At 57.2% G+C, this 25,757-nt stretch carries 17 protein-coding genes; 11 read left to right on the top strand and 6 right to left on the bottom strand.

All coding sequences use genetic code 11. From position 1 onward, the window contains the following. Window positions 1-29 precede the first annotated feature (29 nt). The 3 genes from SH139x_RS27720 (at window position 30) to SH139x_RS27710 (ending at window position 4,538) form a co-directional block, all read left to right on the top strand. Complete coding sequence (locus SH139x_RS27720; RefSeq protein ID WP_488352960.1) at window positions 30-371, top strand: tellurite resistance TerB family protein; 342 nt, start codon at window positions 30-32, stop codon at window positions 369-371. Beyond that, complete coding sequence (locus tag SH139x_RS27715) at window positions 368-3,154, top strand: MGH1-like glycoside hydrolase domain-containing protein (RefSeq protein WP_488352959.1); 2,787 nt, start codon at window positions 368-370, stop codon at window positions 3,152-3,154. Before SH139x_RS27720 ends, SH139x_RS27715 begins: the two co-directional genes overlap by 4 nt. A 130-nt stretch (window positions 3,155-3,284) precedes the next feature. Beyond that, window positions 3,285-4,538 (top strand): DEAD/DEAH box helicase, encoded by a 1,254-nt coding sequence (locus tag SH139x_RS27710; RefSeq protein ID WP_488356110.1) that lies wholly within the window; start codon window positions 3,285-3,287, stop codon window positions 4,536-4,538. A 34-nt stretch (window positions 4,539-4,572) separates the two neighbouring features. Here SH139x_RS27710 and SH139x_RS27705 read toward each other — a convergent pair whose 3' ends face one another. Beyond that, a complete protein-coding gene (locus tag SH139x_RS27705) occupies window positions 4,573-6,942 on the bottom strand; it encodes a DUF4159 domain-containing protein (RefSeq protein WP_488352958.1) in 2,370 nt (789 codons plus the stop codon). Window positions 6,943-7,074: 132 nt separating this feature from the next. Between SH139x_RS27705 and SH139x_RS27700 the strand changes: the two genes are divergently transcribed. After that, window positions 7,075-8,106, top strand: a complete 1,032-nt coding sequence (locus SH139x_RS27700; RefSeq protein ID WP_488352957.1) for an AAA family ATPase — start codon at window positions 7,075-7,077, stop codon at window positions 8,104-8,106. A gap of 77 nt (window positions 8,107-8,183) precedes the next feature. Further along, window positions 8,184-8,822, top strand: a complete 639-nt coding sequence (locus SH139x_RS27695; RefSeq protein WP_488352956.1) for a CPBP family intramembrane glutamic endopeptidase — start codon at window positions 8,184-8,186, stop codon at window positions 8,820-8,822. A 17-nt stretch (window positions 8,823-8,839) separates the two neighbouring features. Here the strand turns inward: SH139x_RS27695 and carB are convergent, their stop codons facing one another. Further along, the gene (gene carB / locus SH139x_RS27690) at window positions 8,840-12,100 is read right to left on the bottom strand and encodes a carbamoyl-phosphate synthase large subunit (protein ID WP_488352955.1); all 3,261 of its coding nucleotides are present in this window, start codon (window positions 12,098-12,100) and stop codon (window positions 8,840-8,842) included. Between the two features lie 309 nt (window positions 12,101-12,409). Between carB and SH139x_RS27685 the strand changes: the two genes are divergently transcribed. Continuing rightward, complete coding sequence (locus tag SH139x_RS27685; RefSeq protein ID WP_488352954.1) at window positions 12,410-13,573, top strand: zinc ribbon domain-containing protein; 1,164 nt, start codon at window positions 12,410-12,412, stop codon at window positions 13,571-13,573. Window positions 13,574-13,605: 32 nt separating this feature from the next. On the opposite strand, the gene rpiB is transcribed toward SH139x_RS27685, so the two are convergent. Together rpiB and SH139x_RS27675 are read right to left on the bottom strand one after the other, a co-directional pair. Continuing rightward, window positions 13,606-14,070, bottom strand: coding sequence for a ribose 5-phosphate isomerase B (gene rpiB / locus SH139x_RS27680; protein WP_488352953.1), 465 nt, complete (start codon window positions 14,068-14,070; stop codon window positions 13,606-13,608). Further along, entirely contained in the window at window positions 14,067-15,203 is a 1,137-nt protein-coding gene (locus SH139x_RS27675) for an arsenate reductase/protein-tyrosine-phosphatase family protein (RefSeq protein WP_488352952.1), read from the bottom strand. Before SH139x_RS27675 ends, rpiB begins: the two co-directional genes overlap by 4 nt. Before the next feature lie 341 nt (window positions 15,204-15,544). Between SH139x_RS27675 and SH139x_RS27670 the strand changes: the two genes are divergently transcribed. Both SH139x_RS27670 and SH139x_RS27665 read left to right on the top strand, forming a co-directional pair. After that, window positions 15,545-16,531 carry an NHL repeat-containing protein gene (locus SH139x_RS27670; RefSeq protein ID WP_488352951.1) on the top strand — a complete coding sequence of 329 codons (987 nt, stop codon included), beginning with the start codon at window positions 15,545-15,547 and terminating at the stop codon, window positions 16,529-16,531. Next, the gene (locus tag SH139x_RS27665; protein WP_488352950.1) at window positions 16,528-17,769 is read left to right on the top strand and encodes an ion transporter; all 1,242 of its coding nucleotides are present in this window, start codon (window positions 16,528-16,530) and stop codon (window positions 17,767-17,769) included. The genes SH139x_RS27670 and SH139x_RS27665 overlap by 4 nt, the downstream gene beginning before the upstream one ends. A 4-nt stretch (window positions 17,770-17,773) precedes the next feature. On the opposite strand, the gene SH139x_RS27660 is transcribed toward SH139x_RS27665, so the two are convergent. Next, on the bottom strand, window positions 17,774-18,946 hold the full coding sequence (locus tag SH139x_RS27660; RefSeq protein WP_488352949.1) for a glycosyltransferase: 1,173 nt from the start codon (window positions 18,944-18,946) through the stop codon (window positions 17,774-17,776). Here SH139x_RS27660 and SH139x_RS27655 point away from each other — a divergent pair, their 5' ends adjacent. Both SH139x_RS27655 and SH139x_RS27650 read left to right on the top strand, forming a co-directional pair. Next, window positions 18,947-19,324 carry a cupin domain-containing protein gene (locus SH139x_RS27655; protein ID WP_488352948.1) on the top strand — a complete coding sequence of 126 codons (378 nt, stop codon included), beginning with the start codon at window positions 18,947-18,949 and terminating at the stop codon, window positions 19,322-19,324. A gap of 196 nt (window positions 19,325-19,520) precedes the next feature. Then, window positions 19,521-22,316, top strand: coding sequence for a hypothetical protein (locus SH139x_RS27650; RefSeq protein WP_488352947.1), 2,796 nt, complete (start codon window positions 19,521-19,523; stop codon window positions 22,314-22,316). On the opposite strand, the gene SH139x_RS27645 is transcribed toward SH139x_RS27650, so the two are convergent. Next, window positions 22,302-23,387, bottom strand: coding sequence for an acyl-CoA dehydrogenase family protein (locus SH139x_RS27645; protein WP_488352946.1), 1,086 nt, complete (start codon window positions 23,385-23,387; stop codon window positions 22,302-22,304). The genes SH139x_RS27650 and SH139x_RS27645 overlap by 15 nt on opposite strands. A 120-nt stretch (window positions 23,388-23,507) precedes the next feature. On the opposite strand from SH139x_RS27645, the gene glgP reads away from it, so the two are divergent. Beyond that, window positions 23,508-25,718: an alpha-glucan family phosphorylase gene (gene glgP, locus SH139x_RS27640; protein WP_488352945.1), complete on the top strand. Its 2,211-nt coding sequence runs from the start codon at window positions 23,508-23,510 to the stop codon at window positions 25,716-25,718. The last annotated feature ends 39 nt before the right edge of the window (window positions 25,719-25,757 follow it).

Raw genomic sequence — 25,757 nt, 5'->3', positions numbered from 1 at the left:
TTTTGACCCTATTCTTAGGCGCCAGTTCGGTGGAACGATTCGAACAATTGCGAAACTTAGTCGTCATGGCGGTGGCCGACGGCATGCTGGCTGAGGACGAACTCAGTTTACTGGCCGAGCGCTGCGTGCAGTTGGGCTTGGACGAGGAGGAATTGCGAGCATCAGTCTCTTTTGCTCTCAGCGACGAGGCGGCGCTGAAGCTGCCCTCTGATCCGGCGGAGCAAGAAGCATTGCTCAGCGATTTGATTCGGATGATGGCAGCCGATGGTCAATTGGCGGAAGCTGAAAAACGTTTATTTGCTTTGGCCGCCGCCAAAATGAACTTCGACACCGACCGTGTCAACCAATTAATTGATCGCTTAGCCTTATGACCAAGCAGCGTAGTTTAGAAGATCATCGTTTAACGCTGAGCGAATCACGAGTGGAGAACTGGCAGCGTTGGGGTCCTTACTTGTCGGAACGGCAATGGGGCACGGTGCGGGAAGACTACTCGGACCATGGTGATAGCTGGAACTACTTTCCTCATGATCACGCTCGCAGTCGCGCTTACCGCTGGGGTGAGGATGGCCTGTTAGGACTTTGCGATCGCGAGTGCCGATTAAGCATTTCACTCGCGCTTTGGAATGGACGCGATCCGATTCTGAAAGAGCGTCTTTACGGGCTCAATGGTCCGGAGGGAAATCATGGTGAGGATGTCAAGGAATGCTACTTTTACCTCGATGCGACTCCCACTTACTCTTATGCCAAAGCTTTATATAAGTACCCTCAAGCAAGATTTCCTTACGAGCAAATAGCTGAGGTAAATCAACAGCGAGATCGCAATGAGACGGAGTACGAATTAACCGATACGGGAGTCTTCGATGAAGGACGCTATTTCGATTGTCTCGTCGAATATGCCAAGGCGGCTCCGAACGACGTTTTGATTCGCTACACGTTGTCCAATCGTGGGCCCCAAGCGGCGATCCTGCATGTCTTGCCGACCGTTTGGTTTCGCAATTCTTGGGTTTGGGGCTGTACCGATGAAGGCTGTACGACCAAGCCCGAGATGTGGCTCGAAGGGGATGTGTTACGTGGCGCCCATGAGACGCTGGGCCAGTTCGCGATGCTGGCGGAACCTCCCCAGGGAGCCAATTCGAGCGAGTGGATCTTTACCGACAATGAGACCAATACGAATCGGCACCCAGACCTGGTTTCGGGGTCTGAATATTTCAAAGATGCATTTCATGAGTATGTGATTTCCGGCAACACGCGAGTCGTAAATCCGGCTCAGCGTGGTACCAAAGCGGCCGCCTATAGCTTGCTTGTCATTCCTGCCGGTGAGAGTCGCGAAGTTCGTTTGCGATTGAAAACGGCCGACAAACCCACCCAGGCGCAAGAATCGCGGACCGTTCCGCTCGCCTCCGATCCTGGCCCCGATCCACTGCGACCGGAGCTTGAAGCGACGGAGATGGGGGCTAGTTTTGAAGCCATTTTCGCGGCCAGAATTAAAGAAGCTGACGAGTATTATGAGTCGCGCGTGGCGGCTGAGATGAGTCCCCAGCGGAAGCAAATTACTCGCCAAGCCTACGCCGGAATGCTGTGGAGTAAACAGTTTTATTACTACAGTGTCCAGACTTGGCTCGATGGGGACCCAGCTGGTCCGCCCGTCACCGAAAACCGCAAAAAAATTCGCAACGCCGATTGGAAGCACCTGTTTAACCGCGACGTGCTGGCCATGCCCGATACTTGGGAATACCCTTGGTACGCGGCCTGGGATAGTGCTTTCCACATGGTGCCGATGGCCGCCCTGGATACCCATTTTGCCAAGAACCAGTTAATTCTGTTTCTGCGCGAGTGGTACATGCATCCTAACGGCCAGATTCCGGCTTACGAATGGAAGCTCTCCGACGTCAATCCGCCAGTTCACGCTTGGGCTTGTTGGCAAGTTTACAAAACGACTGGGCCACCCAAGCAGCGAGATAAAACTTTTTTAGCGAGAGTTTTCCAAAAACTGTTGGTGAACTTTACTTGGTGGGTGAACCGCAAGGATCCGCGTGGGCGGCACGTCTTTACCGGAGGCTTTTTGGGGCTGGATAACATCGGCATCTTTGATCGCAGCAAGCCATTACCGGGAGGCTATTTGGAGCAGGCCGATGGGACGGCCTGGATGGCCTTCTATTGCGGTTCGATGTTGCGAATTGCCTTGGAATTGGCCGATGGCAACCCGGCCTACGGCGATATGGCAAGTAAGTTTTTTGAGCATTATGTGGCGATTGCCGAAGCCATGAATTCGCTCGATGGTACCGGGTTGTGGGACGAGCAAGATGGCTTTTATTACGACCATTTATATTTGCAGGACAGCGGCATTCCGATGCGGATTCGTTCCCTGGTGGGACTGATCCCCCTGCTTACCGGCGTGATTTTGGAAGACGCGGTGATTGAACAATTGCCCGGGTTCTCACGTCGTACACGTTGGTTCGTGGAAAATCGCGGCGACTTAACTCGACATATGACGTATCTTGAAAGTGAGGAGTCGGGAGCCAACGGCACACCGCAGCGGCGGTTACTGGCGATTCCTTCGGAGGATCGTTTTCGGCGGTTGTTAAGCGTGATGTTGGATGAGTCGGAGTTTTTGTCTCCCCACGGGATTCGCAGTCTCTCTGCGGCCCATGCCGAGCAGCCATTCGTGTTTGAATTTGGCGGCCAACGCAATGAAGTCCGCTATGTTCCCGGCGAAAGCGACAGCGGCATGTTCGGCGGCAACAGTAATTGGCGGGGCCCGGTCTGGTTCCCGCTGAACTTCTTGATTGTCCAGTCGTTGCAGCGATATCACAGTTTTTATGGTGATAGCTTTCGGGTGGAATGCCCGACCGGCAGTGGCAACAGCATGACGTTGCTGGAAGTTGCCCACGAGCTGGAGCGGCGGCTGATTTCAATTTTTGAACCGGATGCCAGCGGGCAGCGCCCCGCCCACGGTACCGAAACGCGTTATCGGGATGATCCGCACTGGCGCGACCTGATTTTGTTTTACGAGTATTTTCACGGCGATAATGGACGTGGCTTGGGAGCCAGTCATCAAACGGGTTGGACAGCCCTGGTCGCCACCCTTTGTCAAGAAAGCGCGCGGATTGGGCCCGCAGTGGCCGAGCAACGTCCCGCAGCCCCCTTGACGTGAGACGCGATAGTCGTGAGGCGCCATAGCCAAACGACGTTAAATCATTTACACTATAAGAAAAATATTTTAGATGCTTGAAATTTTGGACGCTGAAACCACGCGTCGCCCCATAATTAATGACGAATGCTTAATGGATAAGCCCGCAGTTCCGGCACCAGCGTTGTTCGCCGACCTTGATCTCTCTGCAGTGATGCGAAAGGCAGTGGCGCGGGCTGGATTTGAACACGCCACGCCAATTCAGGCCGGCTTGATTCCCCTCGCCCTCGAAGGGCACGATGTGATTGGCCAAGCCCGCACGGGAACGGGAAAGACGGCCGCTTTCGGCATTCCCATCTTGGAACAACTCGATCCGATCGAAGAATGCCACGACCCCCAAGCGCTGATTTTAGTGCCGACTCGCGAGTTGGCCGATCAGGTGGGTCGCGAACTAGAGCGTCTGGCCTGGGGAGTGCCGACGCGCATTACCGTGTTGGCCGGTGGTAAGAACATGACCGGCCAATTGCGTGATCTCAAAGCGGGGGTGCAAGTCGCCGTGGGTACGCCCGGTCGCGTCGCCGATCACCTGGCCCGACGCACTTTGCGAACCGACAACATTTGGTGCTTGGTGTTAGACGAAGCGGACCGCATGTTGGACATCGGTTTCCGCCCGCAGATCGAAAAAATCTTGCGGCAATGTCCCAAAGATCGCCAAACCTTGCTGCTCTCGGCTACCTTGCCGCCGACGGTGCGAAAGTTGGCCGAACGCTACATGTTCGAGCCCGAAGTCATCGATTGCTCGTCCTCCGGTATGTCGGTCGATACGATCGAACAGCATTATTTCACCGTCGCTCACGATCGTAAATTCGACTTGCTCAAGCAATTGCTAGAACGTGAAGATCCCAAACAGGCGATCATCTTTTGTCGCACCAAGCGGGGCGTCGACAAGCTGCAGCGAAAGCTTAGCGACCGTTGGCCGCAGTGCGGTGCGATGCACGGCGATATGAACCAACGTGATCGTGACCGCGTGCTGCTGAAACTTCGCGAAGGTAAGTTACAGATCTTGGTTGCCACCGACGTGGTGGGACGAGGCATTGATATCAGCACGATCTCGCACATCATCAATTACGATGTGCCTCAAGATAGTGATGATTACGTGCACCGCGTTGGCCGGACTGGCCGGATGGGACGCGACGGAGTGGCTTTCACTTTCGTGGTCCCGGGTGAGGGAGATTTCCTCACCAGCATTGAACAGCGAATCGACAAACTGTTGATCCGCGATTCGATCTCAGGTTTTGAAGCGAGTGAGCAACCTGAGTTGGTGTTGGCGAAAGCCAGCGACGAGCCCGAAAAGCCATCGCGGCGGACGCTCAATCCAATGATGCGACGGAAACCTCGCCGTCGCTAAAGACGACACTTATTTTCCGAACGCCGCTGAGTGATTACTGCAGCAGCGAATAGAGCAGCATGTTGATCCCGATTTTGACGGCATCTTCCGTCGTGTAGCCGGGGCACTGGATTGAACTTTGGCTCTCCAGGGCGCAACTCAGATCATAGGGGCTGAAGATCACCGCCACCCGATCGTCGATCGAGGCGGTCTCCAGCACGGCGCTGGTCTGGCGCTTTTGCACGGTGATTGCGCCGCTGCCACTGCGTTGCGGGATTCTCAGCGTCACATTTCCTAGATCAAACCCGAACGAACTTGACAGTAAGGGTGCGTCGGGGGGCAGCGGGGTCAGTGGCGAGTCGGGTAAGACGCGCGCCAACTGCGTGCGGAGGGCGTGGGTGAAAGCCGGGTCGCCGCAGATGGAGTCCACCAGCAGGGTGCCGCCACGTTCTAAAAAGGTCCGCAGCTCGTCGACTTCGTTGGGCGTTAATTCAAAGCCTCTGCGACCGTGCATCCAGGCGATGGGGTACGCTTCCAAGGCATCCGCGTTGATCGGCACCAGCGGCGTCTCGGTGGTGATCCGCATGGGAACATAATCGTCCACGTAGCGGGCCAAGTTGGGAATTGCCCGTCGCGCGTCCTCGCCACCCGCATCCAGAGCCACGCGGGGAATCGCCACAACACCACGCTGGCCAGCGCGGGCGGTCGTTTCTTGGACCAGCACGCTGCGCGTCTCGAGCTTGTCTTTGAGCTCCCGCCCGGTGGCGTAGGCGATAATATTTTGCCCCAGTGAGACCGCCGCATCGAGCTGGTTTTGAATCACCGGTGCGAAGGTGGTGCGGCTGGTCGGGTCGTTCAATTCCCAGCGACAGGTCAACGCTTGCGGGACGTAGGCAATGCCCGTGCGGCAGCAGGCTTGCACACCGTAGACCCAAAAATTTTCACCGATCGCGGTGGGGTCCACTCGCCGTTCGGCGTACCAAATGGGGTGCCCTGGGGGGAGGCGTTCCAGCGGGCTGCCAAACATCTCTTGGCACAACGCATTGACCGAACGCTCGAACGGTGCCGCCGGTCCACAGCCATCACCGGCCGCCGCTTCGAATAGAATAAAGCCACCTCCTTCGATGTACGCTTTGAGCAGGTCGCGGGCGGCTGGGTCAAATTTGAGTGGTTCGTTGCCGGTGATCAGCAACACGGGGGCTTGCAGCAGGTCTCCCACCGTGGCTCCCCGCAGGCGAATCGTTTGCCAAGTCAAATCGCGACCCCAGTCACGTTCAAGATGGCGAACGAGCTGGCGGGGGCCCTCGGGATGTTGGTTGCCTAGCCCGGGTTTACCATCGGCGTCGGCTTGTTCGCTGTAATCCAGCCGCCCTAAAGCGACTTGGCGTTTGCCCTTGGCGAGAAACAGCAGGGCGAACGAGGTGGCGACAAACCGATTGTTTTCGATCGACTCGCCACGCCAAGAGCCTCCCAGGTCATCTTGCAGTCGCAGCAGCACTTCGGCCCCTTCGCGGTACCAGTCATGATCTCCAATCATCCGCCGTCCGGTATAGCGACCGACTCGTTCCAGCGCGTAGAGGTAGTAATACAAATAGGGCGAAGCACCGGTGGCACCCGGGTTGGAGCGGACGGTGAAATTTTCTGCCAACCACTGCAGCCCGCGCTCAATCGCTTCGTCTTCGGAGCCGCCACCACAGCATTGAATCTTTTCCCCGTTGATCCGCGAGCTGTCATCGGTCAGTCGGCCGCGGCAAATGATGATGGAAGCGATCGCCGCCGAGGTCATGCTGCCGGTCGAGGAGAGGTCGCTGATGTAGGGCCAACCGCCGAAGCGATGCTGCCGCGACTTCCAATACTCCAGCGACAACGCGAAGACTTGTGGAGAGACGGCGATCCCGCTCTCTTCGGCCGCTGAGAGGGCTAGCAGAGCGAATTGTGTGTTGGAGGGATCCCCGCTGGTGCTGACGTTGCCATAGCCCCAAGCCCCCGGAAAGCGACGGACGGCGCCGGCGGGGACTTGCTTGGATTCTAGCCAGCGGACATTGCGGCGGATCAGCGGCTGATCCTCGGCCGCTCCGACTTGGCAAAACACCAGCGTTTGCAGCGCCACCGAGTAGGTGTCGACGGGCCCCTTTTTACGCAGATAATTCATGGCCCGCTTGATCGTGGGGGATTCCGGAGGCATGCCAGCGGTCACCAGGGAAAGGGTGCAGAGGGCAGTCAGTCCGCAATTGTGCTGCAAATATTCATCCCAACCGCCGGTACCCAATTGGCGTTTTTCCAGGTATTCCATCCCCCGGCGAATCGAGTTTTCAACTTGCGCGGCCGTGATATCCGCGCGCGCTGTGGGGGGCCCTAGTGGCGTTACCAGCATAGCAAGCAGGGAGGCGATGATTAATGAATAACTGGGTTGGATCGTTGGCATTCTGGACACTCCCTCTCATTGACCACCGTTTGCCGTTAAGCTGTCAGTGGTTGATTCCTGTTCGGTGGCGGTTTCCCTCAGGGGAATTGTACCCGATTTGCTCCTTTTCCCCCGCATGAAGCTTACGTAGCGATGAGTTCCACACCGCCGAAATCTCGCAATTTAGGTGAAGTTCTCCGCGAGTTCTCTGGGCATCAGCAGACGATGCGCCAAGAACTGGGGAAAGTGATTGTGGGGCAGTCGGAAGTGATCGAGCAACTGCTGGCGGCAATTTTTACCCGCGGGCACTGTTTGCTCGAAGGGGTTCCCGGGCTGGCCAAAACGCTGATGGTCAGCACGCTAGCCCGGATTTTGGACGTCTCCTTTAAGCGGATTCAATTTACTCCCGACTTGATGCCCTCGGATATTACGGGAACACAGGTCTTGGAAGAAGACGATTCGGGGCGGCGCACGTTCCGATTTGTCGAGGGGCCCATTTTCACAAATATTTTGCTCGCTGACGAGATCAATCGGACACCTCCGAAAACGCAAGCCGCGTTGTTGCAGGCGATGCAGGAGCGGCAGGTGACCAGCGGCCGCGATACGCTCGATCTGCCCAACCCGTTTTTCACCATCGCCACGCAAAACCCGATTGAGCAGGAGGGGACTTATCCGTTACCTGAAGCCCAGCTCGACCGGTTCATGTTCAACATCCGCGTCGATTATCCCACTGCCGATGAGGAGGAGAGAATCCTCACCGCCAGCACGCGGGGGGAAAGCGAAGAACCGGTGAAAGTGCTCTCGGGTCGCGCCATTTTGAGCATCCAGAAGTTAGTTCAGAGCGTGGCCGTGAGCCCCTATGTGATTCGCTACGTGGCCAAACTGGTGCGTTCCACGCGGCCTCGCGACGAGGCGGCTCCGCAGTACGTTCGAGAGCTGGTCGACTGGGGTGCCGGGCCGCGGGCGGGCCAATTCCTGCTGGCTGGAGGCAAAGCGTTGGCGGCCATGGATGGTCGTTTTAGCGTTGCCCCGGAAGACATTCGGCGGATCGCGATTCCCGTGCTGCGTCACCGCGTGGCGACCAATTTTCAGGCTCAGGCTGAGGGTCAGACGACTGACGATCTGATCCAGCGGTTGTTGAAAGATATACCGGAACCGGAACCGGAAAAGTTTACTCGTTCGTAATGCGACATTTGCCTTAAGGGTGCCGATGTTGGGACACGCGATGTTCCACTGGGAAACGTTTTAGGAAAACCTGCCGAATGGATGATGATTTCGAGCCTGAAGAACAGACCCCCGAGGGGTTTTTGCGAGTTGCCATTTTGATGGAACTCGGGCTTGGCTTGGTTGCGCTGGTGTTGGGCGTGATCTTCGGTCCCGATCCTCGTGAGTTGGTTCCCGATTGGTTTGATTATCTGGGGCTCGGCAGCGGATTACTGTGGGGCGTGTTGGCAGCCGTGCCGATGGTGCTGGCCGTTCAGTTGCTGGAGAAGTTACCCCTCAAGGCAATTCGCGACCTGCAGAAAGTGACTGAAGAACGTGTGATCGGGTTGATGCTTCATCTCCGCAATTCCGAGTTGGCAATCGTCTCGATGTGCGCCGGGGTCGGCGAGGAAATGTTGTTTCGCGGCTGGCTGTTTATGGGCTTGGCCGGGGCGGTCACCGACTGGGATACTTCGTCACTGGCGATCGCCGTCGTGTTCAGCTCGGTGGCCTTTGGTTTGGCGCATCCGATCTCTCCGGCTTACATCGTGGTCACCGGTTTGATGGGTATCTATTTCGCCATGCTCTTGATCTGGAGCGAAAATCTCCTCGTCCCGATTGTCGCGCACGCGGTGTACGACTTTGTCGAACTGGTACTGGCGACGCGGGCCATGCGGCAAGAGGCAAAGGCGACTTAGGCTTATTTTCACGGAGCTTAGGGCGACGTAGGCTTTTCGGCGTAACGATCCTGAAGCGACTGGACGGTCATCGAGGAATCGCGTTCCGCCGCCATGCCTTGTATCGCGGCTAGGGTGGCCGTGATCGTGGTGATGCAGGGGATGCCATGCTGGACAGCCGTGGCGCGAATTTTTCCTTCGTCGGTCCGCGCGCCCTTGCCGCTGGGGGTGTTAATCACCAAGTGCACATCCTCGTTCTTGAGGTAGTCGATCAAGTTGGGATGTCCCTCGGCAATCTTACGAACGCGGGTCACGGGCAAGCCGGCTTCTTCCAGCCGATCGGCGGTGCCGGTGGTCGCCAACACAGAGAATCCGAGTTCGATCAAGCTGCGGCCGATTTCGAGCACATGGGGTTTGTGTCGCGCCGAAAGGCTGAGGAAGACGTTTCCGGTCGTAGGCAGCACGGTCCCGGCAGCTAACTGACTTTTGGCAAAAGCCATGGCGAACGTTTCGCTGATCCCCATCACCTCGCCGGTGGATCGCATTTCCGGTCCCAAGACAATGTCGACGCCGGCAAATTTTCGGAACGGGAAGACGCTTTCTTTGATCGAGACGTGGCGGGGAATCGGTTGGCTGGTAATCCCCAGCTCGGTCAACTTTTTGCCCCACATGACTTTAGTTGCCAAACCGGCGACGGGCACTCCAGTGGCTTTGGCCACGAAGGGGACCGTGCGGCTGGCCCGCGGGTTGACTTCGAGGATGTAGACAACCGGTCCCGAATCTTCCTGCTTGATGGCAAACTGGATATTCATCAGGCCGATCACGTTCAGCCGCTTGGCCAGTTGCTGAGTGGCTTGGCGAATCGTTTCCAGCACCTCTTCAGCGAGATCAAAAGGTGGGATCGCGCAGGCCGAGTCCCCCGAGTGAACGCCCGCCTCTTCAATATGCTCCATGATGCCCATCACCACGCAGGTTTCGCCATCGCAGAGCGCGTCGACATCGACCTCGGTGGCATCTTCCAGGAAGCGGTCGATCAGCACCGGTTGACCTTCAGCGACCACGAACGCCTCGGCGACGAAGCGATCAAATTGAAACTTGTCATAACAGATCTCCATGGCGCGACCGCCGAGCACGAAGCTTGGTCGCACAAGCACGGGGTAACCGATCCGTTTGACTTCGCCCCGCGCTTCGCTCATCGTGCGGGCGATGCCAGCCGGTGGTTGCCGCAAGCCCAATTCTTCGATCATTCGTTGGAACAGTTCGCGATCCTCGGCCGACTCAATCGTCTCAACCGACGTGCCGATGATGGGGACCCCGGCATCCTTGAGACCGCGAGCAAGATTCAGCGGCGTTTGGCCACCGAACTGGACGATCACGCCGTCGGGCTTGATCTCATCGCAGATATTCAGCACATCTTCGATCGTGAGCGGTTCGAAGAAGAGTAGATCGCTGGTGTCGTAATCGGTGCTGACCGTTTCCGGGTTGCTATTTACCATCACACTTTCCACGCCCATTTCTCGCAGCGCGAAACTGGCGTGACAGCAACAGTAATCAAACTCAATCCCTTGACCGATGCGGTTGGGGCCACCGCCGAGAATGATCACTCGCGGCTTGGATGACTTCGCTGGGACTTCGCTTTCCGATTCGTAGGTGCTGTAAAAATAAGGTGTGACTGCTTCGAATTCGGCGGCGCACGTATCAACGCTCTTAAAGACTGGCAGGACCCCCAGTTCTTTGCGGCGAGCGCGGATTTGCAGCTCGGTTTTATGGAAGATCGTGCCCAGTTGACGATCGGAAAAACCGGCCCGCTTGGCAATCAGGATCTGTTCCTTAGTCAGTTGATCGAGGGTGCCCACGTTCCGCAATTGCGATTCCAGCTCAATCAATTGGGCAATCGAATCAAGGAACCAATAATCGATATGCGTGAGATCGTAGATCTCTTCCTGGGTCATGCCGGCCAGCATGGCGTAGCGAATAAAGAAAATGCGTCCCGCGCCGGGCGTGCTGAGGCGAGCCCGAATTTCATCCATGTCGGGTTGCGTTTCCGAGCCCCAGCGATCTTTGCTATCGGCGCCCAAGCCAAACACGCCGATTTCCAATCCTCGCAGCGCCTTCTGCAGCGATTCTTGGAACGTTCTCCCAATCGCCATCGTCTCTCCCACGCTTTTCATCTGCGTGGTCAGCGTGGCATCGGCCTCGGGAAATTTCTCAAAAGCAAAGCGAGGAATCTTGGTGACGACATAGTCGATCGACGGCTCGAAGCAGGCTTTGGTCTTCTGTGTAATGTCGTTGGGCAATTCCCAAAGTCGATAACCGACAGCCAGTTTGGCGGCAATTTTGGCAATCGGAAAACCGGTCGCTTTGCTGGCTAGCGCGCTGCTTCGCGAGACCCGTGGGTTCATCTCGATGACAATCATGCGACCAGTTGTCGGTTCGATCGCGAATTGAATGTTGCTGCCCCCGGTCTCCACCCCGATCTCACGGATCACCGCCAGCGAAGCGACTCGCATGCGTTGATATTCTTTGTCGGTCAGGGTTTGCGCCGGAGCAACCGTGATTGAGTCGCCGGTGTGGACCCCCATGGCGTCAAAGTTTTCGATCGCGCAGATAATCACCACGTTATCGTCGAGGTCTCGCATGACCTCCATTTCATATTCTTTCCAGCCAATGATCGATTCTTCGATCAAGACTTCGCGAACCGGGCTTTGATCGAGTCCATTCTTGACCAAGTCATCGAATTCGTCTCGGTTGTAAGCGATTGCCGAACCGGAGCCACCGAGCGTATAGCTGGGGCGGACCACGCAGGGCAGACCGATCTCGGTAACAGCGGTGCGCGCTTCTTCCAGGGTGTGCACGGTTTCCCCGCGACAGACATCCAGCCCGATCTTCTCCATCGCCGCTTTGAATTGGTCGCGCTCCTCGGCTTTGGCGATTACCTTGGCGTTGGCTCCGATCATCTCCACGCCATACTTATCGAGCACGCCGTGCTCGGACAGGTCCATTGCCAAGTTCAAGCCGGTTTGACCACCGAGCGTCGGCAGTAAAGCGTCGGGCCGCTCGCGTTCAATGACCTTTTCGACCATCTGCCAAGTCAGCGGCTCGATGTAAGTCGCATCTGCCGTTTGGGGATCGGTCATGATGGTGGCCGGGTTGCTGTTGACCAGCACCACCTCGTAACCCTCTTCGCGGAGCGCCTTGCAGGCTTGCGTGCCCGAGTAATCGAACTCGCAAGCTTGGCCGATCACAATCGGGCCACTTCCAATCAGCAATATTTTTTTAATGTCGGCGCGTGCGGGCACGGCGAAGTTTCCATTTTTTGGCGTTTTGATCCGCGTGTTTGCTCAAGAAGAGCACTAAATCCCCGAAAAACATAACAAAAACCGGCCGTTGCGGGAGGGTGCCAACGCGAATGCGGAGGCTTTGCTGCGGGATTTACGCTTCCTATTGATAGATTTTTTTCTCACCGATGCTAACTCGCCACACCGATGTCTCCCCCTAGTAACGGTCATTTTGGTTCAATCACCTCCCGCCGGCGCATGACGATAAGCTAAACTCCGTTTGCAGTCACAACGCCAGCTAGCCTCCGATCAGCGACGCAGAACAGTCACATGGATACGATTCGACAAGCTTGCCCTCAATGCCAATCGACCCTCGAGCTACCCGCTTCGGCGGTGGGGCGGATGGCCCGCTGTCCAGCCTGCCAGCATACTTTTCGTGTCCCCGAACAAGATCGGCCAGGCGAGTCAGCGGATGGCGGGCCAGCAGCCGGAGGTCAAATCGATAGCGGTCCCGGGCAAATGGGCTCGTTTACCGTTCCCCAGTCAACCACGCCCAGCTCCGCACTGCCGCCCGTCGGTGCCAGCAAGGCGGGTGACTCGGAGGCTGGCAATAATCCTTACGCCTTCGCTTCGGGGAGTGGTGGAGAGGGTCTCGCGGGAGAGGCGCTGCCGCGTGGCGATTTGATGATTCAGCGGGCCAGGATGGAGCAGATTTTCAGCTTGGGTTGGGCGATTTTTACCGCTCGCTGGCAACCCTTGGTGCTGGGTGGGCTGATCTACATCGCGGTTTCAATCGGTTTCGGTATGGTAGTGGGCATCATCACCGGCGTTGTTAGCATGATAGGTGGCGGAATTGATCAAGACGCACAAAACTTGATCACCATGGCGCTAACGTTCGTAATTGGGATCTTCAGTTGGTATATCTGGCTGGGGCTCGGTAACCTGGCGTTAAAGGTTTGCCGCAATGAACAGGCATCGCCAGCCCACGTGTTCATGCCGGTTTCGATTTTCGTCAAGCTGATCCCAGTCTTGATTCCTTTTTTCGTGCTGACGCTCGTCAGCCAGATTGCCAGTTCTCAGTTGCAGCCGAATCAGCCAGGCCAGAACTTGCAGGGCGACCCGGAGTTGGTGTTCGTTTCCATGGGGATCGCTTTTGGCAGCGGTTTGTTGAACGCGATTGTGTTGCTGTTTGTCTGGCCAAAGTTCTTTTTGGCACTGGACAACCGCAACGAGGAGAGTGGCAGCATGGGGACCGCTTTGCAGATTGCCACGAAGAACCTGTTAAACGGGTTTTTGCTGTGGTGGATTGTGCGTGCCCTGATGGTCGTGCCAGTGCTGTTGACCTGTTGTATCGGGATGGTCGCCACCGAGCCGTTGATGTTGGTTTTCGGCGCGGTGGGTTACCTGTTGATGACTGGCCAACCGATCAGCGACCCTAATGCTGTTCCCATGCAGTCGCCTGACTACGGTTATCAACCCAAGTCAACGTTCTGAGGGCCGTGTTGGCCGGTTTGACTGGCTGTGCCTCAGTTGGAGATTTGGCTGATGTTGCTCTGTTCCACTTGGCAGATTTTTTCGACACGGCGGGCATGGCGTCCGCCCTCGAATTCGGTGTTGAGCCACAGCAGGACAAGTTCGTCGATGGGGCGATCGCCGATCATGTCACCGGGCAAACAGAGCACGTTGACGTCGTTGTGGCGTCGAGCCATTTCGACCATGACTTTTTCGTAGCAGGGAGCCGCGCGAACGCCGGGAAATTTATTTGCCGTGATCGCCATCCCCAAACCGGTGCCGCAGATCAGAATGCCGCGATCGGCTTCTCCACAACTGACTTTGCGGGCTACGACGGCGGCAATATCGGGATAGTCGCAGGCGGCCGTGGTGGAGGTACCTTCGTCACAGCATGTGAACCCGTTGGCTTCTAACGTTTGGATCAAGCGGGGGCGAATGCTGACGCCGCGGTGATCACTTCCCAAGCTGATTCGCATCATAGCCCTGTCCCAGTATTCCACTGATCTTGCAAACGCTCGACCCATATCTCCAGTTGGCTGTCGATCTGGTCAGCGCATTGTTGGTAAACCTCAAGTGGTGCTCCGACCGGATCGGCAATATCGCCGCCGTCAATTCGCAAGGTGTGCACGCGGTCAGCCGCTTCTGGATATCGCATCAGAATCGCTTCCCGGTGCCCGCGAGTCATGGTCAGCACCACGTCTGCTAATTGTAACAACTGTTCGGTCATCGGCTGGCTGGCATGTCCCGTCAAGTCCAAACCTCGCTTGCCCATCACTTCGACCGCTTGACTGCTGGCTTGATCCCCCTGGAAAGCGGCGATCCCGGCGCTGACCACACCCACGGCGTCTTCGCCCTCGGTGGCTCCCTTTAATCGCTGTCGCAGCATGACCTCAGCCATCGGACTGCGACAGGTATTGCCGGTGCAGACCAGCACAACCAGCGGTTTCGCGAATTTTTCGATTGCCCCCGATTCCACAACGCCCTCAAGTCGTATTTTGTAACTATTGTCCACTACACGAACCACAGTAGCTGGACCACCGTAACGTGTCGGGCCGTCATCGAGAAGCAGGGGGATGCGATCCCCAGTCGCTGCGGCGCACTGACTGCAAGTGGTGTGCGGTTTCTCGCCCTCGGAATAAGTGCCGGCCAGCACGATCGGACCCGCCAAAAAACGATGTAATTGCTGGATAAACGGATGCCCCACGACACGCATCGGCAAATAGCCGTCGGCATCCATGAACGCCACGCGAAGCGATTCCGGTAATTGCATGGCGGCGGAATCGGCGGCACCGCAAGCCAACTCCAGTGTAATTGGACCAGGCCAACAACGCCTCGCCAAACGCCTGGCGAGGGGTTGGTGCGGATTGATGTAGTCCCACGCAGCTTCCGCACTAGGAACTGCTAAAATCGGACCGGTGGGTGGCTGCGGAGAGATTTGAGCCAAAACGTCGAGCATGCGAGCCACCGGTTCATGCGAAAGGGCGCAAGCGGCTAACGCATAGGTGGTGTCGGTCGGTACAGCCAATAACCCCCCCTCGGCTAACACTTGCACCGCTCGGTGGACCATGTCGCTGGGGTCATCAGCCCGCCGCAAATCAACAATGTTCGCCATAGACTAGTGTTCGCCAAGCAGGGCAAATCGAGAGTGAGCAAAGGGATCGGCGGAACAAGGGAAGACCGAATCGAGTATTCTAAGGGAGTAGCCCTTCGGCAACAACTGCGGTGATACGCCCAGGCGACACAGTTCGTTCCCGCCGTGACCGGACTTGCCGTGACCGGACTTGCCGTGACCCGACTTGCCGTGACCCGACTTGTGATCGCCCGACCTGTCGTCGCTGTGAACGTCACGCGATCAAACACCTCCAATTCATTACTTGAGCCCCTTCGTCTGGTATGAAACCGCCGTCGCAAGAAAATTCACCAGAGTTTGGGGATTCAGAGGTCGGGAAGCCAATGTCCGGTCCGGAGAACAGTCGCCGTCTGTTTCTCAAGCAGAGCACGCTGGCTCTGGGAGCCTCCGCAGTGGGTACTTCCCTGCTGACACTCTCCGGCTGTCTGGGGCCGCCCAGTGACCTGGGCCGCGTCACTCCCGATGCGGTCTGGGGGCGGCGGGGATTGAGTCCCGGTCGCGTGCTCAAGCCCCGCGCCGTCGCGATCGACCGCCATGACCATTTGTACTTGGTTGATACCACTGGTCGAATCCAAGTCTTCGATGGCGATGGCAACTACTTGCGGGGCTGGAAGATGCCCAAGACCGAGTATGGGCGTCCCACCGGCCTAGCGGTCGATGCCAATGATCAATTGCTGGTGGCCGATACGCATTATTACCGGATGTTAGTCTTTACGCTCACCGGTGAACCGCTGGAGAAACAAACCATCGGCGGAGTGCAGGGGCACCAGCCAGGCCAATTCGCCTTCGTGACCGATGCGGTTCGTGATCGTGAAGGGGTCACTTACGTGGGTGAGTATGGAGATTCCGATCGCATCCAACGATTTGACCCACAGGGCAATTTCGTGGACGCTTGGGGAGGTACGGGGAGGGAACCGGGGAGTTTTGTGAGGCCTCAAAGTTTAGTGCTCAGCGATGACGGCCAAACGCTTTGGATCGCCGATGCCTGCAACCACCGCATTCAGGTTTTTGACGTCAGTGGCAAACCGACGCTGCGGGCAATCTGGGGTAGTGAAGGTCAGCAACCGGGCCAGTTATATTATCCTTATGATCTGGCCTTCGACTCTCAAGGCATGTTGTATGTCTGCGAGTATGGCAACCAGCGGGTGCAGCGGTTTACACCCGCTGGTGAGTCATTGGGGATCGTGGGCCGTCCCGGTCACGATGAGGGAGAATTCTATCAACCTTGGGGCGTCGTGCTCGATTCGCAAGGAAGACTTTTTGTATTGGATTCCAACAATCACCGCGTGCAACGGTTTCTGGTCGCGTGAAGCTCTCGCTCTTTAATTCACCGCAAAGGCGACGACGTCTCGCCGTGCTGGTTGCGCCCGCGATGTTCGGCTTGGCCGTCGCTTTTTTGCTCGCCCTGGCAACGCTGGTGGTGATCTTTGTCGATATGCCTTCGCTGAGCGAACGTGCGCTCGATGAGCAACTAGCTAACGCTGCGACGGACGGCGAACTAGCGGCGGGTATAACGCCGACGGTTGAAGGAACGCCAGCGGCCGATGTAACGCCAGCGGCCAATATGACAGCAAGGCCAGCAACTGGCTTGGCTGCCGATGAGGCTGCCGAGCCGCCGGCCGAACTGACTTTGTCGGTGGAACCTCCTGTCGCCGCGCTCGCACAGTTCGCCGGCTGGTTCATGCTGGCGATTTGGCCGTTGTTTATTGCCGAAGCAGTGCTCTATTGGTTGATTCGACCACGCGGGCTGGGGCAGCGTCGACAACACTTGCACGCGATGAGTTGTTGTTTGTTCCCGCCCTTGCGGATGTGTTTACGTTCTCCCGAAATGGGCGAGGCCATTTGGTTTCCTTGGGTTGGCTGGCAACAACCCAATGACCAGCTACGTGAGGCTCTGGTGCGATTTTTCAGCATTCCCATGTTGGGTATCGCCGTGCTCATTTTACCCGTCTTGGGGATTGAGTTTTTTCTGAAAGAACAAGTTGATCGCTATCCAGCGCTCCGCTACGGCTTGCATTTTAGCACCGGCTTGATTTGGTTTGCGTTTACGACTGAATTCATTGTGATGATTTCAGCCGCCGATAAAAAATTAGCGTATTGCAAAAAGCACTGGTTGGATCTGGCCATCATCTTGTTGCCGATCATTTCATTCTTGCGATCATTGCAAGTCCTAAGAGCGACTCGTCTGGCAAAAGTGGCTAAGGTCCAACAGCTGACCAAAATGGCCAGGGTTTATCGGTTGCGAGGTGTTTCCACCAAGGCGCTGCGGGCTTTGGTGTTGTTTGATTTGGCCCAGCGGCTGTTCCGCATTCGTCCCGAGAAACGTTTAGCCAGTCTGCGGAATCAACACGAGCAATTGTTGAAAGATTTGGCCGCGCTCGAGGGGCAAATTGAAAAGCTGGAAGTGCTGTGCAAAGCCCGCGCTGAAACCGCTGCGGATAAAGCGAAGACTCAGCCAGCAGGAACCCCAGAAACAGGCTCTCCAGCAACAACTGCTCAAGAAAGACGGCCTGTTGCCAAACCGCAGGCCAAGCCGGTCGACAGTTGACGATTCAGACCGCGGCTGCCGAGAGCAACAGCTGCTCGATTTTGTGGAGATAGGTTTGCAGAGAAAATTTTCCGCTGACCAGTTCCCTCGCCCGGCGACTGTATTCCGCCGCTTGCTGCGGTTGATGACACATGTGTTCGATGGCTGCGGCGAGTTTCGCTGGCTGATCTGGGGCAATCAATAAACCGGTGACGCCGTGTTGGACTAATTCGGGACTTCCGCCGACCGACGTGGCGATCACGGGGACTTCCAGCGCAAAGGCTTCCAAGATCACGTTGGAGAGGCCTTCGTACCGCGAGGGACTGACTAGCAGTTGGCAGCTGGATAACAAGCTGGCAACGTCTGAGCGTTGGCCGGTAAAGTGAATCTGCTGCTTGATGCCCAATTCCTCGGCCAGTTGTTCCAAGGCTAGTCGCTGAGGTCCGTTGCCGATCATGTAAACGCTGATGTTCGGTGCTGTCGTCGGTTCGTTACGTTGCAGCAGGCTGATCGCGTGCAGCAGCACGTCTTGCCCTTTTTCATGGCTCATGCGACCGATGCAAGCAATCCGCAGCTGGTCGCGCGAAGTGGTCGAAGGAGCGGCGTCTGTCGCTGGTTTGATCGCTTGGCGGCTGGCCAAGAGGGCGGCACGATCGACTGGGTTATGAACCGTGATCACATGCTGTGGGGGCAATTGGTAGTATGCGATCGCTGCTTGCCGCACAGCCTCGCTGACGGCCAACACGTGCTGAGCTTGGCGGTAAGATTTCGCCAAGCGTCGGCGCTTGGCAGTCAAGAAACGTGATTCGCTGGCTGGTAGATCTTGATCGGGCGGACTGACGATGGTGGCAACGCGAGGCACGTCGCGACCACAGGCTGGGCCGGCGAGCAAGGACATGTGAAATGTGCGGTCATAGACGACTTCGATTTGTCGCGCCAGGATGTGATCGCGGAGCCTGCGCACCAAACGGTGATGCCAGCGTCCGGGCCAATTTAGGCGGGGCTGAAACGGATGATCGTCAAAAGCAAAGACTGGCACGTCGGCGGGGATGTGTGACAACAGGCTGCCGCAACGTCGCGTCAAGTAGAGTTCAGGCGCAAAGCGTTGGCGGTTAAGATGCTGCAGCAGCAACAGCGTTTGTTGTTCGCTGCCCCCCGCTTCCATCGATCCGGCCATCAACATTACGCGCAGAGACATATGGACATTCAAAATCTAGAAAAAGCGACGCCGTTCATCACTAAAGACGGCTCGGAAATTCGCGAATTATTGGCTCACCGCAATTCGGCGATCCGTAACCAATCGTTGGCCGAAGCACGTATCGGACCGGGGCTGACCACCACGCCCCACTATCATCCTCAAACGGAGGAAATCTACTTCATTCTAGTCGGTGAGGGGGAAATGATGATCGACCAAGAGCGCCGCGCGGTCGGACCTGGGGATGCGATTGCGATTCCTCCCGGCGCGGTGCATCAAATAACCAACACGGGCAGCGAGACCTTGCGGTTAATTTGTTGCTGCGCTCCCGGCTACGAACACGAGGATACCGTCTTGGTGGAGACGCAGGCAGGGCAGTAAGAACTAGGGCAACCTCGATTTTTCACGTTCCTGCTTGGCAAATTGTAGCGACCGTAGCGAATGCGCGCATCGGCCAAGATCCACTGGACGTGTCTGGAGGGTGAGGCCGAAAAAAATGCCTGGTGGTGTGCCGTCGTGGGCGGGGCGGTAAAGCCATCGAAGTAAGCTCTTCGACTCCCAGGAAGGATCGTCGGACATGCGACGGAAACGCAACGCAAGGATTTTGTTTTGGCCAGCACTGGCCGTCAGCGCCGTGATCCTCGTGCTGATCGGCGCGCCCCGTTTGCGTAGTTTTCTGGGGTTGCAACTCGCCGGCGTCCAGGGGCTAAATGCGGGGCAGGACGCCGCTCGCCGCGCCGATTCGCAGCGAGATTACGCGCCGCCCCGGACGCTCGATTCCAGTGGTCGGGCAAACGCCCAGCTAGACCCGCAGTCGATTGATCCGCAATATTATCTCCGCTGGGCCATTCGGAACCCGCAAGCAACGGCTACTGACTCGCAAGTCGATGCCCTCTGCCCGTCCGATATTTTGCCGCGACCGGCCGGAGAGCCGCTGGCGCAGGCAACTTTGCTGGCCCCGGTGCCAGACCGTCAAACTGAATTGGCAGGGAGCGGATTCGCCGCAAATGGGTTTGCGGATGATGATGTTTTTGGCGTGAGTTCAACGCGAGCGACAGCCGTTAATTTCCGTCCGGGAGATCGCGGCAACGTTGCTGATCGCGAGCGTGCCGAAGCGGGTGATCCGCTCGGGTCCGCGCCCCAGGCGACGTTGTTCTCCGCTGGCGAGAGCCTGTTCCTTTCTGACGACCCGGCTGCAGTCAGTGATCGCCAGCGTGAGCACGCGGGCCAAACTGACTCGCAACTCGATGCTGAGCATTCCACCGACAACTCGGCGACCGACCGCCGCAGCTTGGAGGTGGGCCCGCATGGCATGGCCTGGCCCGAGACTCCCCGGCTCAGCGCGACCTTGTCGCAGTTGTCGGAGCGCGAGGAGCTGGCGAGCCTGCAACCTTGGATTTCGAGTGTCCGTCAGCAATTGGCGGAACTGCAATCCTTGCCCTCCCTGCAAGCACCTCAAGCGGGTGCACTGATTGAATCACTGCGGCAATTGGCAATGGCTGGCCTGGCTGACGGGGAAGCGCGGAGGGAGCAGCGCGAGTTGCAACAACTAGTGTTACGGGCTTCGCACGCATTGCTACGCCGCACCGCGGTTTGGCAGGCGATTTGGAACGTGGGTGATACGACCAGTCATTGGCGGACCGTGGGGCTGCGAAATCGCGAGACCCCGGCGCTGGCGGCGACCGCTGACGAGTTGCTGGCCCGCTGTCGCGAGACGGGGGATTTTGAAGGCTGGAATCGCTATTTAATGCTCGACGAAATCGTCCTTCACGATCAACGAGCAGATGTCGAGCCGCGACGCATCTTGGCCCAGCGGTTGCTTTCACGGATCGAATGGGAAGGCCTCAGCGAAGAGCAAGTCAGTTGGCTGGATGATTCTAGCGTGCATCGCTTGGTCCGTGATATTCGTCCCTGGGCCGACTCGCCCATCGACTATGCGATGTTGCTGCGTCAGCTCGAACGTCTCGAATCAGACTCGCTCGATTTAGGCAAGATCGAAGTCGCCGCGACAGTCCAGTCATTGCGGTTCTCAGAGCATCCGCCAGCGGTCGCGGTGGCTGAGGCCATTAATGACTACTATCGCAACGGAAATTTGCGGCTGGCAGTCTCGGCCAGTTTCATGGAACGGTTGTTGCCCGAGATACCCGCTCGCACCACGCCCATTCGGCAAACCATCGTCGGAGTGCCCGTTCGTGGTACCGGCGTCGTCCACAGTCAACTCGCTTTTCAGTTGCTGCCCAACATGGGCGCGTGGCATTTAAATCTGTTCACGCAGGGAGCGATTCATGGCTCCACCGATTCCAGCCGCTGGCCGGTGCAAATCGCCAATCGTTCGTTGTCAAATTTCAACGCGGCGACGGAACTGCGAGTCAATCGAGCTGGCGTCGAAATCGGAGAAACCGCTGCCGCAGTTAACTCGCATGTGAAGATGCGCGGAATGCGAACCGATTTTGATGGTTTTCCCGTAATCGAGTCGTTGGTCCGCGGGATTGCCCTTTCGCAGTATCGCGACCGCGCAGCAGCGGCCCGGCGGCAATCGGAGCAGCTTGTGCGGGATGAGATCGAGACCACCGTATCGGCTGAGATCAACCAAGAGATCGATCGCGCGTCGAGTGAACTCAGTGAGCGTTTGCTGGGACCGCTGGGGAGGTTGCGACTCAGTCCCCTGGTTGTCGATTTGCAGACCACCGAGTCGCGTTTGGTGGCCCGTTATCGTGTGGCTGGCAATTGGCAGATGGCCGCCTTCACGCCCCGGCCACGCGCCCTGAGCAACAGCCTGTTGAGCATCCAAGTTCACCAGTCAACATTGAACAATACATTTGAAAGGTTGGCACCCGCCGGCGAACCTCAAGCATTAACTGAGATCTACGCACAGTTGATGGAGATGTTTGGTGCCGAGGTTCCCGCGTTGGATGTCGACTTGCCGCCTAACGTCAAGATTCAGTTTGCCAACACGCGGCCGATCACGGTGGAGATTGAAGAGGATCGACTGTGGCTGACGTTGCGGGTTGTGCGTTTGACCGATGAGCGTGATTTAAACCTCAGTCACTTTGTCGTGCGGGTTGCGTATCGACCGGTGATCGACGGTTTGCAAACTAGCTTGCAGCGTGAGGGTGTGTTGCGGATCGATGGACCGCGGTTGGGCATGCGTGAGCGGATTCCGGTCAGGGCAATTTTTAATAAAGTCTTAAACAAAGATCGTCAATTGCCTTTGGTAGCAAAGTCATTGGCTGCCCATCCTGATGCGGCCGGGTTAACCGTCGGCATGTTGCAGTTAACCGATGGTTGGATCTGTTTCGCAATTTGTCCCGCTGACTCGACACGGTCAGGCGCAATAGCTGCGAAGCAGAGGCAGCAATCAGTCCACCGGTAGGCCGGCCAACTCGCAGAGATGCGCTTGGCTGACCGGTTGCGGACAGCTCCAAACGAGAAAGAACATCGCTTCGCGGCACCAACGTCCTGCCGGATGTCCACTGACAAATCCAGCCCCTTTCGAGGCGGTCAAAGCGGCTTGCGTGACGCGCAGCACCAGTCGGTTTGCGCGGCCGCGGAGATCGGCGGGATTACAACTGGGGCGGCCCGCCGCAAATTCCATTAGCTCAGTTTCCAAGCCCATAACCTGTTGTTCCAAACTTTCGGCCACCAGGGTCAGATCGCCGCGCCGCGTGGCTTCTTCTCGCAAGAAGTCGAGTGCTGCTCCGCATAGTCCAATCGCCAATGTTGACGTTTGCAGTCCGCCCGTTCCAGCCCCCTGCCCGGCCGCCATCACATCGTTGATTGGTCCGGCGACCATCATTTCTGGAGTTACTATCACCCGTTCAAATTCGACCCGATCGGTGCGGGAAGCCGACAGAGCCAGCAGCGAGGCTCCAGGGAATGGCTTCACCCCGGGGGTACCGGTGGGAACCATCGCCAGCAGTTCGCGACCGTCGTCGAGCGTGGCTCCCACGACCAGCCCATCGGCCTCGGCCCCCCCCGTCACCCACGGGCAGTAGCCATCGAGCACAAAATGATCGCGATCTTGTGCGGCCCGCAACGCTGGACGGCCCAAGTGTTGTCGGCTGGTGGTCAGATGGCTAATGCCGACGGTGGCAAAACGCTCCCCGGAGAGCAACGGCTGGAGCCACTCCGCCGCCAACGCGACGTTTGGACTTCCCGCTACTCGGCGGATAGCTCCCATCAACTGAGTGATCACAAATGTTGTCGTCAGGCAGGAGCGGGCGAGCAGCAAATAGCCGCGAGTCTTTTCTTCTTCATTCCACCCAAGCCCCCCAGACTCCGCAGGCATAAACCAACGATAGACGCCGGCACGGGCACATAATTCCAGTTGTTCAGCCGGCCAGGCTCCCGGTTTTTCCAGCGAGGGAGCCAGTTTGGCCAAATCTTTGCGGAGCCCCTTGAGTGCTGGGCTGTCGAGACGGTCGACAAATGACGATATATGCATTAGGAAACTTTGATTGAGATTGAGACAATCTGGGCTGGCAAACTATTGCGGCTCAGTTAGAAGGACTATAACTCGGGTTAACAACCGTTTGTTCGCACCCTATCAGGATACACGTTGGCCATGAGCACCATCCAAACACCGGTTGCCGTTGAAGGACACTCCAGTGAAGCTCCGTTGGAGAATTTGACCCCCGAGGGGCGTGATCTGTACAAGAAATTGTGGTCACTCGCTCGCAACTTGTGGTGGTCCTGGCATCCGGAATGCGACCAGCTGTTTCGCGATATTGATCCGATTCGATGGCGACAGTTAGACCACAATCCGATCGCTTTGCTGCGGGAGTTCACCCCCGAGCGTTTGGCATTGCGAGCGAATGAGATGGTGCTGCACAGTCGCATCAACTATGCCCACCGTCGCTTGCAGGAATACCTCGAAGAGACCAACACTTGGTCCTCCGGCACGGCCGGTGTGCTGGGCGCGCACCCCGTCGCTTACTTCTCCGCTGAATTTGGCATTCACGAATCGATTCCGATTTATTCGGGTGGTTTGGGCGTCTTGGCAGGTGACCATATCAAAAGCGCTTCGGGGCTGGGTGTGCCACTGGTCGCGATCGGTTTGTACTACTCGCACGGGTACTTTCGTCAGTACCTTGATGAAGAGGGTTACCAGCGGGAAGACTACTTCGAGACGAAGATCGACAATTTGCCGATCGAGCCAGCCATCGGCAGCAATGGTGAACCGATCGAAGTTAGCATTCAAACTCGCGATGGCGAATTGGCTGCCAAGGTCTGGTTGATGCACGTTGGTCGCGTGCGGCTGTATTTGTTGGATTGCAATGTCGAGCAGAACAAGCCGGAGGATCGTGAGCTGACCAGCCGTCTGTATGGTGGTGACCAGCGGACGCGAATTCGTCAAGAATTAGTGCTCGGCGTGGGCGGGGTGCGGGCATTGCACGCGGCTGGAATTCAGCCGGGTGTGTATCACCTCAACGAAGGACACTCCGCCTTCGGCTCGCTGGAAGTCGTTCGGCAACGCATGCAAGAGGATGGTCGGACTTATGAGGAAGCGGTTCATGAGACGGCGCGAAACACGGTTTTCACAACGCATACTCCCGTTCCGGCTGGCCACGATCGTTTCCCCGCTGAGCTCGTCGAAGAACACCTCGGTCCGCTACGCGACCAATTGGGCATCAGTCATGAGCAGCTGCTCGGCTTGGGACGCGTCGATCCCGATAACATGCAAGAGCCGTTTTGCATGACGGTGATTGGGATGAAGCTGAGCCGTCGAGCGAACGCGGTCAGCAATTTGCATGGCGTGATCTCGCGACGGATGTGGGCCGCTCTTTGGCCCGAACGCAATGAAGATGAGATTCCGATTGGGCACATCACCAACGGCGTGCACATTCCCAGCTGGCTGGCCGGTCAGATGGCACAGCTTTATGACAAACACTTTCCTGCGGGCTGGAAAGATCGGATGGGACAACCTGAGGTTTGGCAAGCGATCCATGATGTCGATCCAGGCGAACTTTGGGAAACGCACAACGCGCTGAAAAACTTGTTGTTGGCTTTCGTGCGTCGTCGCGTCTCCCGCCAATGCCGTCGCCGTGGTGAGAGTGATAGCGTGATCGAAGCGGCTCGGAACGTGCTGGATCCCCAAGTGCTGACGATCGGATTTGGCCGACGCTTTGCCACCTATAAACGGGCCAATTTGTTGTTCAGCGATCTTGATCGAATCTCGGCGATGTTGTCCAGCACGACCCGCCCGGTGCAATTAATTTACGCTGGCAAGTCTCATCCCAAGGATGAACCGGGGAAACGATTCATTCAAGAGATTGCCAACCTGCGTCACGATTCCCGCTTCGCTGGCCGCGTGGCCTTCGTGGAAGATTATGACATTAACGTCTGCCGCCACTTAATCCAAGGTGTTGACGTGTGGTTGAATAATCCGCGTCGCCCCTTGGAAGCGAGCGGCACCAGCGGCCAAAAGGTCGTGCTCAACGGTGGACTGAATTGCAGTATTCTCGATGGCTGGTGGGCCGAAGCTTATAACGGCGGAAATGGCTTTGCTATCGGTAATGGTCGCAGCCATAACAACGATGAGATCACCGACCAGCGAGATGCTTTGGCGCTGTATGAAACCTTGGAAAACGAAGTTATTCCAATGTTCTATGAGCATGATGACGATGGGGTCCCCCGCCGCTGGATCAAGCACATGATGAACTCCATCAGCACCCTGGCTTGGCGGTTCAGCAGCCATCGCATGGTCGTCGACTATACAATGGAAGGCTACTTGCCGGCTGCCGGTGGCGCCAGTTGCGAAATGCGGACGCATTAGAGCAAGCAAGAACTCGCTAGGGCGGTTTCGGCATAGCCT

It is taken from the genome of Kothea flammea (genome assembly GCF_052161645.1).
Classification (GTDB): Bacteria; Planctomycetota; Planctomycetia; order Pirellulales; family Pirellulaceae; genus Laterigemmans.
This window is presented reverse-complemented; position numbering and strand designations above follow the sequence as displayed.